13 protein-coding genes and 1 tRNA gene are annotated in these 16,650 nt (G+C 65.1%); 8 read left to right on the top strand and 6 right to left on the bottom strand.

All coding sequences use genetic code 11. The annotated features are described in order from the left end of the window. On the bottom strand, positions 1-1,121 hold a 1,121-nt coding region (locus ACXJL8_RS12220), incomplete at its 3' end, for a M20/M25/M40 family metallo-hydrolase (RefSeq protein WP_456685040.1). Positions 1,122-1,394: 273 nt separating this feature from the next. On the opposite strand from ACXJL8_RS12220, the gene ACXJL8_RS12225 reads away from it, so the two are divergent. Further along, positions 1,395-3,005 (top strand): ABC transporter substrate-binding protein, encoded by a 1,611-nt coding sequence (locus tag ACXJL8_RS12225; RefSeq protein ID WP_456685041.1) that lies wholly within the window; start codon positions 1,395-1,397, stop codon positions 3,003-3,005. 197 nt (positions 3,006-3,202) lie between these two features. Then, entirely contained in the window at positions 3,203-4,801 is a 1,599-nt protein-coding gene (locus ACXJL8_RS12230) for a glycosyltransferase family 39 protein (protein WP_456618348.1), read from the top strand. 205 nt (positions 4,802-5,006) lie between these two features. Here the strand turns inward: ACXJL8_RS12230 and ACXJL8_RS12235 are convergent, their stop codons facing one another. Continuing rightward, on the bottom strand, positions 5,007-6,257 hold the full coding sequence (locus ACXJL8_RS12235; protein ID WP_456685042.1) for a multidrug effflux MFS transporter: 1,251 nt from the start codon (positions 6,255-6,257) through the stop codon (positions 5,007-5,009). Between the two features lie 301 nt (positions 6,258-6,558). On the opposite strand from ACXJL8_RS12235, the gene ACXJL8_RS12240 reads away from it, so the two are divergent. Then, positions 6,559-7,875, top strand: a complete 1,317-nt coding sequence (locus ACXJL8_RS12240; RefSeq protein ID WP_456618258.1) for a hypothetical protein — start codon at positions 6,559-6,561, stop codon at positions 7,873-7,875. 1,302 nt (positions 7,876-9,177) lie between these two features. Here the strand turns inward: ACXJL8_RS12240 and ACXJL8_RS12245 are convergent. Then, a tRNA-Leu gene (locus ACXJL8_RS12245) sits at positions 9,178-9,266 on the bottom strand. Positions 9,267-9,434: 168 nt separating this feature from the next. Between ACXJL8_RS12245 and ACXJL8_RS12250 the strand changes: the two genes are divergently transcribed. Next, positions 9,435-9,887, top strand: a complete 453-nt coding sequence (locus ACXJL8_RS12250) for a twin-arginine translocation pathway signal (RefSeq protein WP_456618257.1) — start codon at positions 9,435-9,437, stop codon at positions 9,885-9,887. Between the two features lie 109 nt (positions 9,888-9,996). Here the strand turns inward: ACXJL8_RS12250 and ACXJL8_RS12255 are convergent, their stop codons facing one another. Both ACXJL8_RS12255 and ACXJL8_RS12260 read right to left on the bottom strand, forming a co-directional pair. Beyond that, the gene (locus tag ACXJL8_RS12255; RefSeq protein WP_456685043.1) at positions 9,997-11,199 is read right to left on the bottom strand and encodes an FAD-dependent monooxygenase; all 1,203 of its coding nucleotides are present in this window, start codon (positions 11,197-11,199) and stop codon (positions 9,997-9,999) included. Positions 11,200-11,219: 20 nt separating this feature from the next. After that, on the bottom strand, positions 11,220-11,465 hold the full coding sequence (locus tag ACXJL8_RS12260; protein WP_007602543.1) for a zinc-finger domain-containing protein: 246 nt from the start codon (positions 11,463-11,465) through the stop codon (positions 11,220-11,222). 293 nt (positions 11,466-11,758) lie between these two features. Here ACXJL8_RS12260 and ACXJL8_RS12265 point away from each other — a divergent pair, with 293 nt between their 5' ends. Together ACXJL8_RS12265 and ACXJL8_RS12270 are read left to right on the top strand one after the other, a co-directional pair. Continuing rightward, positions 11,759-12,895 (top strand): hypothetical protein, encoded by a 1,137-nt coding sequence (locus ACXJL8_RS12265; RefSeq protein WP_456618255.1) that lies wholly within the window; start codon positions 11,759-11,761, stop codon positions 12,893-12,895. A gap of 37 nt (positions 12,896-12,932) precedes the next feature. Beyond that, entirely contained in the window at positions 12,933-13,688 is a 756-nt protein-coding gene (locus ACXJL8_RS12270) for an alpha/beta fold hydrolase (RefSeq protein WP_456618254.1), read from the top strand. A 101-nt stretch (positions 13,689-13,789) separates the two neighbouring features. Here ACXJL8_RS12270 and ACXJL8_RS12275 read toward each other — a convergent pair whose 3' ends face one another. Next, positions 13,790-15,151, bottom strand: coding sequence for a hypothetical protein (locus ACXJL8_RS12275; RefSeq protein ID WP_456618253.1), 1,362 nt, complete (start codon positions 15,149-15,151; stop codon positions 13,790-13,792). Positions 15,152-15,428: 277 nt separating this feature from the next. Between ACXJL8_RS12275 and cysE the strand changes: the two genes are divergently transcribed. Continuing rightward, positions 15,429-16,253, top strand: a complete 825-nt coding sequence (gene cysE, locus ACXJL8_RS12280; protein ID WP_456618252.1) for a serine O-acetyltransferase — start codon at positions 15,429-15,431, stop codon at positions 16,251-16,253. A 134-nt stretch (positions 16,254-16,387) separates the two neighbouring features. Further along, a complete protein-coding gene (locus ACXJL8_RS12285) occupies positions 16,388-16,606 on the top strand; it encodes a DUF3126 family protein (RefSeq protein ID WP_007602550.1) in 219 nt (72 codons plus the stop codon). The last annotated feature ends 44 nt before the right edge of the window (positions 16,607-16,650 follow it).

Raw genomic sequence — 16,650 nt, forward strand, 5'->3', positions numbered from 1 at the left:
GTCGCCAGCAGCCCGGCCATCAGGCGGCCGCGTTCGGCCAGGCTCTCGACCTCGATATACTCTTCGAGCGTGTGGCCGTTGCCTCCGCGGACGCCCAGGCCGTCAAGAGTCGGGATGCCCATCGCCCCCGTGAAATTGCCGTCCGAGCCGCCGCCGGAACTCGCATGCGGCAACTCGGCGCCGAGCGACCTGGCGATGCCGCGCGCCTTCTCATAGAGCGCCATGGTGCCGACATCCGGTTCCCACACCGGCCGCGTCACGCCGCGGGTGACCTTGAAGGTGACATCATTGGTTGTGCCTGACAGCGCCAGCATCCTCTCGACGCCGCGGTCGAGATCGGCTTGGCGTTTGGCCATGGACAGGGCTTCGCCGGTGGCGGTCGTGGCAACGCAATTGACCCATTGCCCGCCATGCACGACGCCGACCGAGAAGGTGCAGTCGTCGCTCGTCATCGCGTCGATCGCGAGGATCTGCCGCGCCATCTCGCGGATCGCCGAGCGTCCCGCCGACAGCGTCGCGCCGGCGTGGCTCGGCCGGCCTGTTGCCTCGAGATTGAAGCGCGCGATCGCATATCGCCCGGTGGTGACGCCATTGTCGGCGCGGCCGGGTTCGGGCACCAGCACATATTTGTTGCGCGCGGCTTCCGCCTCGATGATGTCGCGCGTCGACGGCGTGCCGACTTCCTCGTCCGGCGTGAACAGCACGGTGATCGGCAGCGGCGTGGTGAACGAAGCCCGCATCAGCTGCCGGATCGCTTCCAGCGAGAGATAGTTGCCGCCCTTCATGTCGTAGATGCCGGGGCCGTAGCACTTGTTGCCCTCGCGCCGCCATTTCAACTTCTCGATGGTGCCGACCGGGTGAACGGTATCCATGTGCCCGGCGATCAGGATGCCCGGCTCGCCTTGCCTCGGATGCGGAAAGCGCGCGCGGACCACGCCGCCAAAACCCTGGCGGCCGGCGATGCGCTCGATCGTCGCACCCATGATCGCCATGTCCCGCGCCACGAGTTCGAGCATGCGGTTCACGGCGTTCTCGTCCCAGGTCGGGCTTTCGCATTCCACCCAGCTGCGCAGGCCCTGGAGCATCGCCTCGGAATCAAAGGGAAGATTGGCTGGATTCATCGGGGGTCTCTATCTGCTTCGAACGATGGATTTGCGCGTTGCAGCGCGCGGTGGGGGAGGAGCGGCGGACAGCGTTGTAGAGTGAAAGCGACCCTGGTGGAGCCCGTGCGCGCGCCGCCATGGGATGCACTGAAAGCGGATTGACGGGCTCGATGCTCTCTGCAAGTCTCGAAAAGATAAAGGCATTGCATGAGGTTAGTTCGCCTAAAGAACAATCCGATTGCTCAACCAATAATCTGCCTTTGACCAGTTTCACGTCAGGAGAAACTTTCAATGTTCCAACTCATGCGCCGGGGGCGCCGCGCGTTCGCCTCCAAACTTGCGCTGTCGGTCGTCGCGCTTTCGACGGCGCTGGCTTCGCCGGTGCTTGCCGCCGGCAAGACCATCACCGCGGTGATGCATTCGGATCTGCGCATCATCGATCCGATCTTCACCACCGCCTACATCACGCGTGACCATGGCTACATGGTCTACGACACGCTGATCGCGACCGATTCGAGCTTCAAGATCCAGCCGCAGATGGCGGACTGGAAGATCTCCGACGACAAGCTCACTTACACCTTCACGCTGCGCGACGGGTTGAAGTGGCATGACGGTGCGCCGGTAACGGCGGAAGACTGCGTCGCCTCGCTGAAGCGCTGGGCCGCCGTCGACGGCATGGGTCAGCAGATGATGCAGTTCACTGCCAGCATCGAAGCCACCGACGCCAAGACCATCACGCTGAAGCTGAAGGAGCCTTACGGCCTCGTGCTTGAGTCGATCGGCAAGCCATCCTCGCGTGTCGCCTTCATGATGCCGAAGCGCCTCGCCGAGACGCCGGCTGACAAGCAGATCCCGGAGCAGATCGGCTCGGGCCCCTTCAAGTTCGTGCAGTCGGAATTCCAGCCCGGCGTGAAGGCGGTCTATGTCAAGAATACCGACTACGTGCCGCGCAAGGAGCCGGCGAGTTGGACCTCGGGCGGCAAGGTGGCGAAGGTCGACCGCGTCGAGTGGATCACCATGCCGGACTCGCAGACCGCGGTGAATGCGCTGCAGTCGGGCGACATCGATTTCATGGAAAATCTGCCCTACGACATGCTGCCGTTGCTGGAGGCGAACAAGGAGCTCACGATCGAGGTCTCGAACAAGTTCGGTTTTCAGACGCTCGGCCGGATGAACTTCCTTTACCCGCCGTTCGACAACGTGAAAGTGCGCCGTGCTGCCTTCCTGGCGATGAACCAGAAGGACGTTCTCGACGCGCTGGTCGGCAACGCCAAATATCAGAAGGTCTGTGGCGCCTTCTTCGTATGCGATACGCCGCTTGCGAGCGACGTCGGAGCCGAGACCCTGGTGAAGGGCAACGGCATGGCGGAAGCCAAGAAGGCCCTCGCCGAGTCCGGCTATGACGGCACCCCGGTCGTGATCATGGCGCCTGGCGATGTCACGACGCTGAAGGCGCAGCCGATCGTTGCGGCCCAGCTGTTGCGCGAAGCCGGCTTCAAGGTCGACCTGCAGGCGACCGATTGGCAGACGGTGGTGAGCCRTCGCGCCAGCCAGAAGCCGCCGAAGGAGGGCGGCTGGAACATGTTCTTCACCAACTGGGTGKCGGCAGACGTCTCCAACCCGATCGCCAATCTCTCGATCGGCGGCCAGGGCAAGAAGGGTGGCTGGTTCGGCTGGGCGGAAGACGCCAAGATCGAGCAGCTCAAGGATGCGTTCGTCCGCGCCTCCTCGATCGACGAGCAGAAGAAGATCGCGGCGGACATCCAGAAGGAAGCCTATGAGCAGGTGATCTACATCCCGCTGGGTCAGTATCTCCTGCCGAGCGGCTGGCGCAAATCGCTTTCCGGCGTGCTCGACGGCCCCGCAACGCCGCTGTTCTGGAACGTCGACAAGTCGGAGTAGCGTCTCCGCCTGTGTCTGAACGCGAACGGCGCCGCTGTCAGCAGCGGCGCCGTTTTCCTTTTCGCTCCCCGCTTTTAACTGTTCCAGTTTCCAATCATTGCTATTTGTTTCCATTCTGAAATAGATGTGTTGTCTTCGCGCATCACTTTCCCTCCCTCGATTTGAATCACGTGCCGATCGATTTTGCATTCCAGGCGATGGCCGAACGGTCGGATCGCGCACCGGCGCGTTGGCGTCTGCCTTTCCTGCGCTGGCTCGATGGCGTCGAGGCGGGCTGGGCTGTGCCGCTGCTGCTGGTCTGCTTCGTCGCGATCTGGACGCTCTATCTCTTTGTTGCCTATGCCGGCAGCGGCCTGCATCCCGACACGCTCGAGGCCTGGACACTGGGGCGGCGTTTCGCCTGGGGCTATCACAAGCATCCGCCGCTGATGGGGTGGGTTACGGCGGCGTGGACGTCGGTCTTTCCGCTCAGCGATTGGTCGCTGCAACTGATGGCGATGGCGAATGCGGGGCTTGCGCTGTTTTTCGTCGACTTGGTCGCGCGGCAGTTCGTGACCGGGCACAAGCGCATCCTGGTGCTGCTGCTGCTGATCCTGACGCCGGCCTATCAATTCCACGCCCAGCGCTTCAACGCCAATGCGGTGCTGCTTGCAATCTGGCCGCTGGCGACCTGGTGTTTTCTGCGCGCGTTCGAGACCCGTCGCGCGTTCTGGGCGGTCGCGGTGGGATGCGCCACGGCGCTGGCGATGGTCGGCAAGTATTATTCGGTGTTCCTCGTCGCCAGTTTTGCCTTTGCCGCGCTGGCGCATCCGGCGCGACGGGCTTATTTCACCTCCGCCTCGCCCTGGATTTCGGTCGTCACCGGGCTCGCAGTGCTGTCGCCGCATATCTACTGGCTCGCGACCACGGGCGCCTCGACCTTCACCTATGCGCTGACGCACGCCAACGGCAATGCCGTGAGTTCGCTCGGCGAGGTGAAGAACTTTGTGCTTGGTCTTGCGGCGGCGATGAGCGTGTCGGCCATGGTCTGGGTGTTCATCGCGGGCACGCGGCTGAAGCGGTTTCCGGGCGACTTCGCCGCAATGGGACCGGGCCTGCGACTGCTCTTCTATGTCGCGATTGGCACGATCGTGTTGCCGGTCCTGACATCGCTGGCGATGGGCACAGATCTGCCGTCGCTATGGGCATTGCAGGGGCTGTTCCTGTTCGTCGTGCTGATCGTCTGCGGCACGCGCTACCCGATCGAGCGGTTCTACACCGTCAATGTCACGGTCGTCGCCGCAGTCGTTGCGCTGGCCGCTGTCTTCGTCGCCGCGCCGATCCACGCCGTCTACCGCAACACCCACGGTTATGAAGAGGGGCGGAATTTCTACGCCCAGGCGGCGAACGAGCTCACCCGCGAGTGGCGTGAGCTGACCGGCGAGCCGCTCGCCGCCGTCAGCGGCGACGATTCGCTGGCCTTTGCGACTGCGTTCTACAGCCCGGACCATCCATATTACGCGCGCCCCTTCGAGTACCAATATGACTGGGGGTTGCCGCGCAAGGCCACGCTGGCCCGCGGCTGGGCTGCGCTCTGCTTCAGCGGCCAAGACTATTGCGGTCGCTGGATGGAGGGGGTCTCCTCGCGCGCCGAACACTTTGTCAGGCGTGAGTTCACCGTGCAGGCAACGCTATGGGGCAAGCCCGGCCTGACGCGGAAGGTGGTCGTGCTGATGGTGCCGCCGCGCACGGGCAGCGGCACGGCGCCTGAAAGTGCAGCGGACGATTTCAGCGCCAGCAAGCGTATTCCGGAGTAGCGCGCCTCTCAGCAATGGCTGTCGCGCAACCGTTCAAGTCCTTCGCTTGCGAAGGGCGGTGTGGATGCGGGCTGCTTTGCGCCAGACGCCTTGCGCTGCGCCTCAGTCGGTTCCGACGCGTGATCGGTTTCGTTGCGTTTCGGTTCCATTGAGGCGACCTCTCGAAAAATGCTGCATGACAACATCGAGAGGACCGGGATGTTCCTCACGCCACGGGGCGGTGATGCGGCTTGAACAGCCGTCCCTTCTCCACCACCAGCACGATCGCGAGCGCCGCCAGCGTCGACAGGAAGAAGCCGACCGAGAACGGCAGCAGCGTGCCGTCAAAGCTCTGGCCGATGGCCATGCCGACCACGATGCCGATCAGCGTCGTGATCGAGCCGTAGAGCGATGAGGCGGTGCCGGCGATGTGGCCCTGCGGCTCCATGGCCAGCGCGGTGAAGTTGGCGACCATCATGCCGAACGAGAACATCATCAGGGCGGAGAGCACCATGAACAGAGGCAGCGGCAGCATGCCGAGGCTCTCGGTCAACAGCATCACGGCGGCCACCGCGGTGTAGAGCGTCAGCGCGCCGTGCGAGATCACGCGCATGCCGAGGGTCCCGACAAATCTGGCGTTGAGGAAGCCGGCGATGGCGGTGCCGGCCGCGATCGCGGCGAAGGCGAGGGGGAAATATTGGCCGAGATGGTAGATGCCGGTGAAGACCTGCTGGGCCGAGAACACATAGGCGAACAGCGCGCCCATGACGCTGCCGGCGGCCGTTGCGTAGCCGATGGTCTGGCGGTTGGTGACGGTCTGGCGGAAGGCCGCGAGCACGTCGGCGGGCGCGAGCGACCTGCGCTCCGACTCCGGCAGCGTCTCCGGCAACCGCCACACGCTCCACGCCAGCGCGAGCAGGCCGTAGAGCATCAGCACGACGAAGATGCCGCGCCATTGCGTGACCAGCAGCACCGCCTGCCCGAACGAGGGCGCGATCACCGGCACCGCGATGAACACCATCATGRCGAGCGACATCACGCTGGCCATGCGGCGGCCGACATAGCAGTCGCGCACGATCGAGGTCGCGATCACGCGCGTCGCCGAGGTGCCGAGCCCTTGCAGCGCGCGGGCGAGCAGCAGCGTCTCGAACGAGGGTGCGGCGACCGCCAGCACGCTCGCCACCGCATAGACCGCCATGCCGCCCAGCAGCACCGGGCGCCGGCCGAAGCGGTCGGACAGCGGGCCCATGACGAACTGGCCCGCACCGAAGCCGATCAGGAAGGTCGACAGCACGAGCTGGAGATGGTTGGCGTTGGGAATCTTGAAGGCCGCCCCGATATTGGGCAGCGCCGGCAGCATCATGTCCATGGCGAGCGGATTCAGCGCCATGATCGACGCGATCACGATGACGAATTCGGGAAAACCCATCGGACGGTGCCCCGAGGACACCCAATCGTCGGCATTGACGTCGGACAAGAAAGCTCACCCCTGATTGAGCAGCCTGTCTATCCTCAATGCTGCGTCGCACAACCCATGTTTTGGGATGGCTGTCAGGCGGGGCAGGGAGCGGACACGAATTGGTGAGGTAGCCATGCCGGACGGCTTTTCACCTCCGGTTCGAACGGCGGGGGAAACCAGGGATTCACCATGAAATCGCCGCCCGGCGAGAACGGCGCGATGGGGAGATGAATCAGAAACGCATCCTGTCCATTGTAACCTGACGTTGCGGGCGCTGGGCAGGGCGCCAAGGGAATTCGGGGCAGGCAAGGAATCCGCGGTGTCCGACGTCACTGGTACAGCACGATGGTTGGGGCCGTCGGCCGACACGGCTGCGACACGGCGCACCCGGCTTGCGTGCCTGATCGCACTGGTGGCGCTCCTGGTGCTCGGCAATCTCGCCAACGACACCGCGCTCGATGTGAAATATGGCTGGGATGTTCGCGTCAATTGCGCGGCGGTCGACGCGCATGTCGAAGGGCTCGATCCCTATTTCGTCAAGAACCTGAAGGGCACCAAGCTCTCCTATCCCTATCTGCCGGTGACACTCGACGTCTTTCGTCCGCTGTGTGCGGGTGGCGTGCTCGTCGGCCACCACAGAGGCGTCTACCTCGCTCTCGCCGTGCTCTGCGCCCTGCTGCTGCCCGGCCTTGGCCGGACACGCAGCTTACGGGACATCGCGCTCAGGGGTCTCTTCGTGCTCGGCGCATTCGTCGGCTTCGAATGGGTCCTGGCCTCGGGGAATTTTGCGATCCTGGGTGGCGCGCTGACCGCCGCGGCACTTGCACTTCTGCTCCGCCCTGCCGCGCCAAGAGCGCATGGCGATCGAAATGATGGTCTGCGTGTCGTGGGGGCCGCCTTGCTCGGCCTTGTCATGGCGTTCAAGCTGGTGTTCTGCCCTGTACTGGCCGCGCTCTATTTCCTGCCGCTGCCGCGTCGGCGGAAACTGGTCCTGATCGTGGTGGCGGGCGTCAGCTTCGTGCTCCCGATACTGGTCTCGGTCGTCTTCTATCAAGACCTGTTCTCGAGCTGGTTGCTCGCGCTCGCGGGAGGGATCCCCGGTCAGCATTCGGTCCAGCTGGAGGAAGCCAATCCGTCGCTGCTGCTGCTGGCGCAAACGATCGTGAACCGCATTGGATTGGCCGACAGCAAGCCGATCGCATTCGCCATCTATGCGCTGGCTGCGACCGCGCTCGTGCTCGTGCCGCTCGGCTGGTCGATGCAGCGCACCGTCGGGAGCGGTGAGGGATCGTTGTTGAGGCGCCTCGACCGCTGGCTGGTCGATCATCCGCATGCGGCCATGCGCTTCAGCGTGCTCGCGATGTACGGGCTTTATCTCTGCTCGCCGCGCCTCAAGGAATATGCCTTTTTCGAACTGGCGGTCTACGCCGCCGTCCTCATCGTCGATCTTCCGGCCGCTGCACTGGCGGCCGTGCTGACCATCGGCGTTGCCATTCCAACGCTGGTCTCGATCACGGGCAGCACGGTCGAGGGCGGTTTTGTCCAGATCGCGGTCGCGCTCGCCTGCTTCTGGATCATGCTGCTCGATTTTCGAGCCGAGCCGAAACGCCTCGATCCGGAAGCCGTGCGTCCATGACGAGTGTCGCCTCGTCCGCAGATGCCGAAGGAGAACGGCCTTTTGGCGCGGATGGATCGCGGAGGAGCTGGCTGAGCCGCTTCATCCTGGTCATGGCCGTACTGCTCCCCACCGCCGTCGCCATCGATCTCAGCGTGAACAAGACATTTGGCTCGGACGCGCGGGTGAACTGCGCGGCGGTCGATGCCCATCGTGAGGGATTGGACCCTTATTTCGTCAGGAATTTGAAGGGCACCGATCTTTCCTACCCCTATCTTCCCGTCACCCTCGACGCCTTTCGGCCGCTCTGCGCCGGCGGCTTTCTCGTCGCCCACTACAAGGCCATCTATCTGGTTCTCGGGGTGATCTGCGTACTGCTGCTGCCCGGTCTCGGCAGGATCCGCGCCGGCCCGCGGGATGTCGCGCTGCGGGGCGTGTTCGCGCTTGGTGGTTTCCTCGGGTTCGAATGGGTCATGGCGAGCGGCAATTTCGCGATGCTGAGTGGCCTGCTGACGGCCGCGTCGCTCGCACTGTTGCTGCGTCCCGTGCCGTCCGAGGGGCGGGGCGGCGTGAGCCTCGTGCCGCAGCTCGCCGGTGCGGCCATGCTCGGCCTCGCCACCTCGCTCAAGCTGGTGTTCTGCCCGGTACTCGCCGCGCTCTATTTTCTGCCCCAGCCAAGACGTCGCAAACTCGTCCTGATCGCGGTGGCAGCGGGCATGTTCGCCCTGCCGATCCTGGTCTCGATGGTGTTCTACACGGAGCTGTTTCCAAGCTGGCTGAGTGCGATCCTCGGCCAGATTCCCGGACAGCATTCGCCGGCGAGCGAGGATAATCCGTCGCTGCTCTTGCTCGCGCAGACACTTGCGGACCGCGTCGCGCTCGCCGGCAGCAAGCCGGTGGTCGCCGTGCTCTATGGGCTCATCGCGGTCGCACTCGTGCTCGCGCCGCTCGCCATCTCCGTGTGGCGCATGGTCAGGGCGCAGGGCCCGGCCGGCAAGACTTCGCCGCTCCAGGCGCTCGACGACTGGCTGATGGATCATCCCGACGCCGCGATGCGGATCACCGTGCTCGCGATGTACGCGCTCTATCTCTGTGCGCCCAGACTGAAGGTGTATGCCTTCTTCGAGGCCGCGCTCTACGCCGCCGTTCTGATCGTCGACCTGCCTGCGGCGATGGTGGCGGCCGTGCTGACGGTTGCGATCGCCATCCCGTTCGTGACCTCGGTCTCGGGCATTGCGTTCGTGGACGGATTCGACCTGCTCGCGGTCGCGCTCATCTGCTACTGGATCCTGCTGTTGGCACAGTTGGCGCCGTCAGCTCTCGTGGTGCGGGCAGCCGGGGTCGAAYCGGCACAGCGCTTGCGCACCGAGGGATTTTAAGTCCCTTGCGTCTACCAATTCCGCCATGCCCGCTTGATCCAACGAGATCAACGACTTAAGTCCCGTTCGGCCGTTTTCGGTGGCGGGGAGCCGGACGGGCTGTCTCCTCCATAAGCGAGCCGCCTGCACAAGGCAAAGCCTCAATCCGGACATCTCGGCTTGCTTTAGGCAATCTCAATCTACGGGGACTACCAATCCGCCATGCCTGTCTCGTTTCTCCTTCAAGGTCGTCCTGCGCGCGTGCTGCTTCCGCTGCTGGGGCTTTGCGCGGCGCTTGGCGGCTGCGCCAGCGTCAGCGATACCATCAGCCCGGCCTTCGCCGATCCGGCCCGCTATGACCTCTGGGACTGCAAGCAACTCGCGCCCGAGCGCATAGGTCTCGCCAAGCGCGTCGACGACCTGCAGCGGCTGATGGCGAAGGCGGAAACCGGGACGGGCGGCGTCGTGGTGTCGGAGCTCGCCTATCGCAACGACTATATCTCCGCGCGCGGATCGCAGAAGCTGATGGAAGAGGCTTGGCAGAAGAACAGATGCCGCGAGAGCGATATGGAAGCGGCCCGGGCCGCTCAGGCGACACCCGGGTCTGCACCGGCAGGGGCGGCCAAGCCGTCCAAGCCTGCGTCGGGCTCGAAATCCGGCGGCGCCGTCTACTGACGAGCGCACGCTARAAGCATGATCCGGAAAAGCGTGCTGCGGCTTTCCGAAGAGATGCTCAAGCAATGACCGAAGCCGCGATGACGATCGCTTCCGATCGCATCTCGCGCTAGGCCCGCCAGCCGTAGATCCAGTCCTGCCGCGCCAGCATCCGCTCCGGACCGAGCGCGCGGATCGCAAGGTCGCGCGCGAGCGCGAGCGGGCCGGTGAGATGATAGATGCGGCCTTGCTGCCGCGCAGTTCGCTGCACCCGCCGCACGCGCGCCTGACGCGCCCGCCCATACTGCTTCAGCGCCGCGGCGATGCCGGCCGCGCTCTCGGCGGCCTCGAGGCTCAGATGCCTGGCGAGCACGGCGGCATCCTCGATCGCCATGCCGGCGCCCTGGGCGGCGAACGGCAGCATCGCATGCACGGAATCGCCGAGCAGCGCCATTTGCCCTTTGCTCCAGGGGCAGCCCTCGGGCACGCCGAACAGCGCCCATTTGCGCCAGGTGTCGACCGCGGTGAGCATCATCCGCGCCGACGGCGGCCAGCGCGGAGCGGCGAAGGCGTCCATCACCTCGAAGGGATCGCCCGGCGTGCTCCAGCCCGGCCTGTTCCAGGTGCCCGGCAGCACCGCCACCACGTTGATCTGGCGTCCGCCGGCGATCGGATAGGCGACCAGATGGGCGTTCGGGCCCATCCAGAGCTGGACCCGGCGTGCGGTGTAGTCCTTCGGCAATTGGGTGGCATCGAGCGTGCCGCGCCAGGCGATCAGTCCGGAGAAGCGCGGCTGCACCTCGGGAAACAGCTGCTGGCGTACCGTCGACCAGATGCCGTCGGCGCCGATCAGTGCGCTCGCCAGATCGCTGCGGCGTATCGTGCCGCTGCGATGGACGATCGTCAGCCCCTTGGCGTGGGGCGCGACATCCTCGAAGGTCGCACCCAACTTCAACTCGATGTCGGGATGATCGGAGACCGCGCCGGCCAGCGCCGCCTGCAGGTCGGCACGGTGCACCACCCAATAGGGGGCGCCGGCGCGCGCCGCGGCTGCTTCGCCAAGCGGCATGCGCAGCAATTCGCCGCCGGCCCGTGCGCTCATGACGCAGACCGCCTCGGGGGTCACGGCGCGCAGCTTGAGGCGCTCCGTCAGGCCGAGTTCGACCARCACGCGGCTGGCATTGGGGGAGAGTTGCAGGCCCGCGCCGATTTCCTCGAGCCGCTCGGTCTTTTCCAGCACGACGACGCGAAAGCCGCGGGCGGCGATCGCGAGCGCGGCCGTCAGTCCTCCGATTCCGGCACCGGCGATGACGATTGTTCGGGAGAGCGCCACCCCTGACCGGGGGGGCCGGGTCAGGCCACCTTGTCCTTCAGGACGCATTCCGGCGGACGGGCTTCGCCGGCCTTCAGGTCGGCGGCGAAGCGGTACAGCGTCGAGCAATAGGGGCAGATGATCTCGTTGTCGTTGCCGAGGTCGAGGAAGACGTGCGGATGATCGAACGGAGGATTGGCGCCCACGCACATGAACTCTTGCGAGCCGATCTCGATGACGGGAACACCGGCATCGTTATGGAAGTGCGGGACGACATGGTCGGACATCGTAACTCATCCTGGAGTGGCAATGGCGGCGGACACAATCAAGAACTGACGCGGCATCTTTAAGGCGCCGCGGACCATACTGGCGAGGGCAGATGATTGCTAGTCCAGCGGAACCGAAAGGTTCGCAATTGCCCCATGCTCATTTGCTCATGCAAATTCGACACAATCTTGCGGCCTGAGAGAAGCCCTTCTTTCGTCGGGGACGTTGTGTCGCAATTTTGGCATACTATGTCTGTGGACGAGGGCAATTGCGGCAAAACACGAACCATCGGGCAGGCGTCCAGGCTTTCAGCATGAAGTGGCTGCGAATCAGCACAGCGTTGACGGGTATCGCGGCATGCGGCTTCCTGCTCGTGCAGGTAGCACCGCACGCCCGCGAGGCCGGCGCGATCTTCGCGGCCCAGGACGATCCGGCCGCGCTGTCCGAGCTGAGGCTCGACGCGCTTCTGCGGCACAACGAGCGCCTGGTTCAGGACAACGTCGAGGCCGCGCTCGCATCGGGCGATGCCGATCTCGCAGACAGCTTCGTCGCGCTCGCGCGCGAGCGCAACATCGCGCTCCCCGACGACCTCCTGATCCGCGTGAGCGACGCCATCAAAGAGGAAAATTCCACCTCGCATTTCGCCAAGCAGTTCGCCACCGGCCTCGTCACCGGCAGCGCCGACGATGTCGCAAGCCTGTCCGGAACGGTCGCCGGCGATCTCTTCGTGATCGGCGACGTCAGGGACGTCGTGCGCGAAGGCAAGCACCTCGCGATGGGCGAGGACACCGATCACCTGGTGCTGGGCCTCGCGGCCGCGGGCCTCGCGGTGACGGCCGTGACTTACGTGTCCGTCGGCGGCGCGGCGCCGGTGCGCGCCGGGCTCACGCTGGTCAAGGATGCCCGGAAAGTCGGCCGGCTCGGCGAGGGGCTCGCCGCATGGGCCGGCCGCTCCGCGCGCGAGGTGGTCGATACGCCGATGCTCCAGAACGCGGTCGCCTCCGGTTCGGTGCTGCGGCCGGGCGAGACCGCGCGCGCGATCAAGGCTGCATTCCGCGCCGAAAAGGCCGGCGCGCTGGTCCGGCTCGGCAAGGACGTCACGCGCGTCGCCGAAAAGACCGGCACGCGCGGCGCCATGGACACGCTGCGCATCGCCGAAGGCCCGAAGGACGTCGCGCGCGCGGCGCGGCTTGCGGAAGCGCAGGGCGGCAAGACCCGCGCGATCATGAAGCTGCTCGGCCGCGGCGCGCTGCTGCTCGTGGCCGGTGCGTTCGATCTGGCGCTCTGGCTGTTCGGCGCCGCATTGACGCTGTTCGGCGTGTTGTCCTCGATCAAGGCGACCACCGAGCACCTGACCCAGGCCTGGTGCGATCGCAGACGGGTACGCCGGCTGCGCCGGGCCCGGATCGCAGCCGAAGCCGGTCTGGCCAGCGCGGCCCTCAGGGCCTAAGATCAACCCTTCCCCTCTCAAGACTGCGGAACAAGTGATGCCGAGCTTTCACAACGGCGCCGTTGAAATTGCCTATCTCGACGAAGGCGAGGGCGATCCCATCATTCTGGTGCACGGCTTTGCCTCGAGCAAGAACGTGAACTGGGTCTATCCGACCTGGGTCTCGGAACTGCGCAAGAACGGCCGCCGCGCCATCGCGCTGGACAATCGCGGCCATGGCGACAGCGCAAAGCTCTACGAGTCCGGGCAGTATTCGATCCCGACCATGGCGGGCGACGTGCTCGCGCTGATGGACCATCTCGGCATTCCGCAGGCCGACATCATGGGTTATTCGATGGGCGGGCGGATGACCGCGTGGCTTGGGCTCAACGAGCCGCAGCGGCTGCGCTCGGCGATCCTCGGCGGCATCGGCATCGGCGGCCTGATCGAGGGCACCGGGCCCGGCGAGAATGTGGCGAAGGCGCTGGAAGCACCCTCGCTCGACGACGTCACCGATCCCGTCGGCCGCACCTTCCGCGCCTTCGCCGATCAGACCCGTTCCGACCGGCGTGCGCTGGCCGCCTGCCTGCGCGGCACGCGCGACCTGATGACGAGAGACGAAGCCGCGCGCATCGACGTGCCCGTGCTGATCGCGGTCGGCAGCACCGACGACGTCGCGGGCTCCGCCAGCGCGCTCGGCGCCATCATCCCCGGCTCGGAAGTGCTCGACATTCCCGGCCGCGACCACATGCGCGCGGTCGGCGACAAGGTCTACAAGACCGGCGTGCTCGATTTCCTCTCACGCCGCCGCTGAGATGTCGTCCGCGGAGCATGATCCGGAAAAGTGCGTAGCGGTTTTCCGGAAAGATCATGCTCAAACAACAACCCAAAGCGCGATGACGATTCATCCCAATTTCATCGCGCTTTGGACTCGTCGTCGCCGGACGAGCGCGCCAGCGCCATCAGCACCACGAAGGTCGCAACCCACACCATCCGCGCACCGTAGCGGTCGTGCGGGCCGGAGATCACGGCGCAGATGAGGGCGTTGCCGAGCAGCGCCAGCGTGACGGTCGCCGCCAGCAGGGTCAGATCGTCCAGCCGGCGAATTGCGAGCGCGTGTCCGAGAAGCCCGAGCAGCGCCAGCATCGACACCAGTGCCACGGGCACGTGCAGCCAGTTGATGTAGTCGAAATTGACATCCCAGTGCTGCTGGCGCGCCGCGCGCATCGGCGCGACCTGCGCCGGGATATAGCGCTCGATGATGCCGTAGGTGTGCGGAATCCAGCCATTGGCGCCTTCGCCGGTCGCGACATGCAGCAATTGCTGCCAGATCGCCCGCAGCGCTGCGCCGGCCTGCCAGGCCGGATAGTCGGCGAGCGAATGCACGACGATGTAGCTCATCTCGTCGTTCATGCCCTCGAAGCGGCCGAGCGTGTTGAACATGCTGTTGCCCCACAGGAACTCGTCGGCGGTGGCCGGCAGTTCCTTGCGATAGGGACAGAGCTTGAAGCGTTCGCGCGGACAGTGGTCGTCGAGATAGCGCGCGACGATGCCGTCCTGCATCATGCGGCCGAAGGCGACGCCGTAGCCGCCGGGCGTCCAGGCCCATTTGCCCGACAGCGCATAATTCGCCGACACCAGCATCAGGCCGCCGGCAACGATCGACAGGCTCGCCTGCGCCAATCCCGACAGCGGCAGCCTGAGTCCCACGAGCGGCCGCGTCATCCAGCCGACGGCGCAGAGCCCGAGCAGCACACCGAGCGTGGCGCTGTGGGTCGCGGCGGCAAAGGCGGTGAAGACGAACAGCGAGATTTTTTCGAGCGCCGAAATCCGATGTCCCCCGACGATCAGCAGGAACAGCGACAGCACCGACAGCCCTGCGAAGATATCGGTGAGCAGCATGCTGGCGAGCCAGGGCAGGGCGGTGGTCAGGATCAGGAGCAGGCTGATCGCGACGAAGCGGAAGGTCTGCATCAGGCCGAGCACGCGCAAGGTGAGCTGCAGCAGCCACAGCGTCGCCAGCGACTGGACCGCGAGGTTGATCCAGAAGCCGAAACTCTCGCCATAGTGCAGATAGAGGCCGAACACGGTGGAGCGGCTGGGGACGAGATAGCCTTCGTACCAGCGCGCCAGATAGCCGCCGGTATCCCATTGGAGCAGCGGATAGCCGTTCCAGAACGCGGGGGCGATCATCAGGAGGGGCAGGGCCACCGCCGCGAGCCGCAGCCAAAACGAGCCCGCGGCGCGCGCGCGCAAACTATCGGTGGTGATGCTCAAAACCGCTCCGTCGTCGTCCGCACCATGACCGCAATAAGGGTTGAGGCGGAATTCACCAATAGTTTGACGCCGCCCGGCTTGAATTTGGCAAAACTCTGACCACTTTGAGCCGACCTTGCCGCCTTGGGGGTGTCAGAGGAAAGCGTTGCGATTCAATGCGTTGGCAGGCCTTCGCGGGGCAAGGCGCTGTTCACTCTCAGGCAAGCCCGTCAGGACTTTGTCGCCTAGACTGTGCTATAGAACCAACAAGACGAGCCAATTCGAAAGAGCAGATCCCATGGCAGTGCATCAGGTCAATCCGGGAGGAAAGCTCGCATCGCTCGATCCGATCTGGGACCGGGTCCGGGGCGAAGCGGAGGACATTGTCCATCGCGAGCCGGAGCTTGCGACCTTCATCTATTCGACGGTGCTGCATCACAGCCGGCTCGAGGATTCGGTGATCCACCGCCTCGCCGACCGGCTCGATCACTCCGCATTGTCGGGCGATCTCGTGCGCCAGACCTATGACGAGGCGCTGCGGGATGATCCGGATCTCGGCAACGCGTTCCGGGCCGATCTCGTCGCCGTCTACGACCGCGATCCCGCGACCTCGCGCTTCATCGATCCCTTGCTCTACTTCAAGGGCTTCCACGCGATCCAGACCCATCGCCTCGCGCACTGGCTCTGGCTGAAGGGCCGCAAGGATTTTGCGTATTATCTCCAGAGCCGCGCCTCGGCGGTGTTTCAGACCGACATCAATCCCGCCGCGCGCATCGGCCGCGGCATCTTCCTCGACCACGCCACCGGCTTCGTCTGCGGTGAGACCGCCGTGATCGAGGACGACGTCTCGATCCTGCACGGTGTCACGCTCGGCGGCACCGGCAAGGAGAACGAGGACCGCCATCCAAAAATCCGTCACGGCGTCCTGATCGGTGCCGGTGCGAAGATCCTCGGCAATATCGAGATCGGCCATTGCGCGCGTATCGCGGCCGGCTCGGTCGTGGTGAAGCCGGTGCCGCACAACGTCACCGTCGCCGGCGTGCCCGCCAAGATCGTCGGCGAAGCCGGTTGCGCCGAGCCGTCGCGCACCATGGATCAGATGATCAACGCCATGGGACTTTGAGACGGGGCTTTGAGCATGAATAGGGCTTGATTTCCGGCCCTCTTCGTCCCCAAATTCTTTGGCAATTCATGCTGGCGGTTCGTCGCGTCTCGGCCTAAAACCCCGCCAACCCAGATTTCGATTGGAGACTTGCCGTGGACGTCAAGGAAGTAAGGAAGCTCGACGCGTATCTGAAGCGCGTATTCGGCAATCCCAAGATCCGCGTCGTGCCGCGGCCGAAGAAGGACGATTCCGCCGAGGTCTATATCGGCGAGGAGTTCATCGGCGTGCTGTTCGTCGACGACGAGGACGACGATCGCTCGTTCCAGTTCCAGATGGCGATCCTCGAGGACGATCTCGTCGATCAGGAATAGTGCGGCGACCGTGTCGCTCATGGGGCCGCGCCGCGGCCCCATTG

Source organism: Bradyrhizobium sp. P5_C11_2, from assembly GCF_054049755.1.

Excerpts from the sequence above, each read along its gene's own strand:
- ACXJL8_RS12230 (WP_456618348.1), top strand. The coding sequence starts at position 3,203 with ATGGCCGAACGGTCGGATCGCGCACCGGCGCGTTGGCGTCTGCCTTTC.
- ACXJL8_RS12250 (WP_456618257.1), top strand. The coding sequence starts at position 9,435 with ATGCCTGTCTCGTTTCTCCTTCAAGGTCGTCCTGCGCGCGTGCTGCTT.
- ACXJL8_RS12260 (WP_007602543.1), bottom strand. The coding sequence starts at position 11,465 with ATGTCCGACCATGTCGTCCCGCACTTCCATAACGATGCCGGTGTTCCC.
- ACXJL8_RS12265 (WP_456618255.1), top strand. The coding sequence starts at position 11,759 with ATGAAGTGGCTGCGAATCAGCACAGCGTTGACGGGTATCGCGGCATGC.
- ACXJL8_RS12270 (WP_456618254.1), top strand. The coding sequence starts at position 12,933 with ATGCCGAGCTTTCACAACGGCGCCGTTGAAATTGCCTATCTCGACGAA.
- cysE (WP_456618252.1), top strand. The coding sequence starts at position 15,429 with ATGGCAGTGCATCAGGTCAATCCGGGAGGAAAGCTCGCATCGCTCGAT.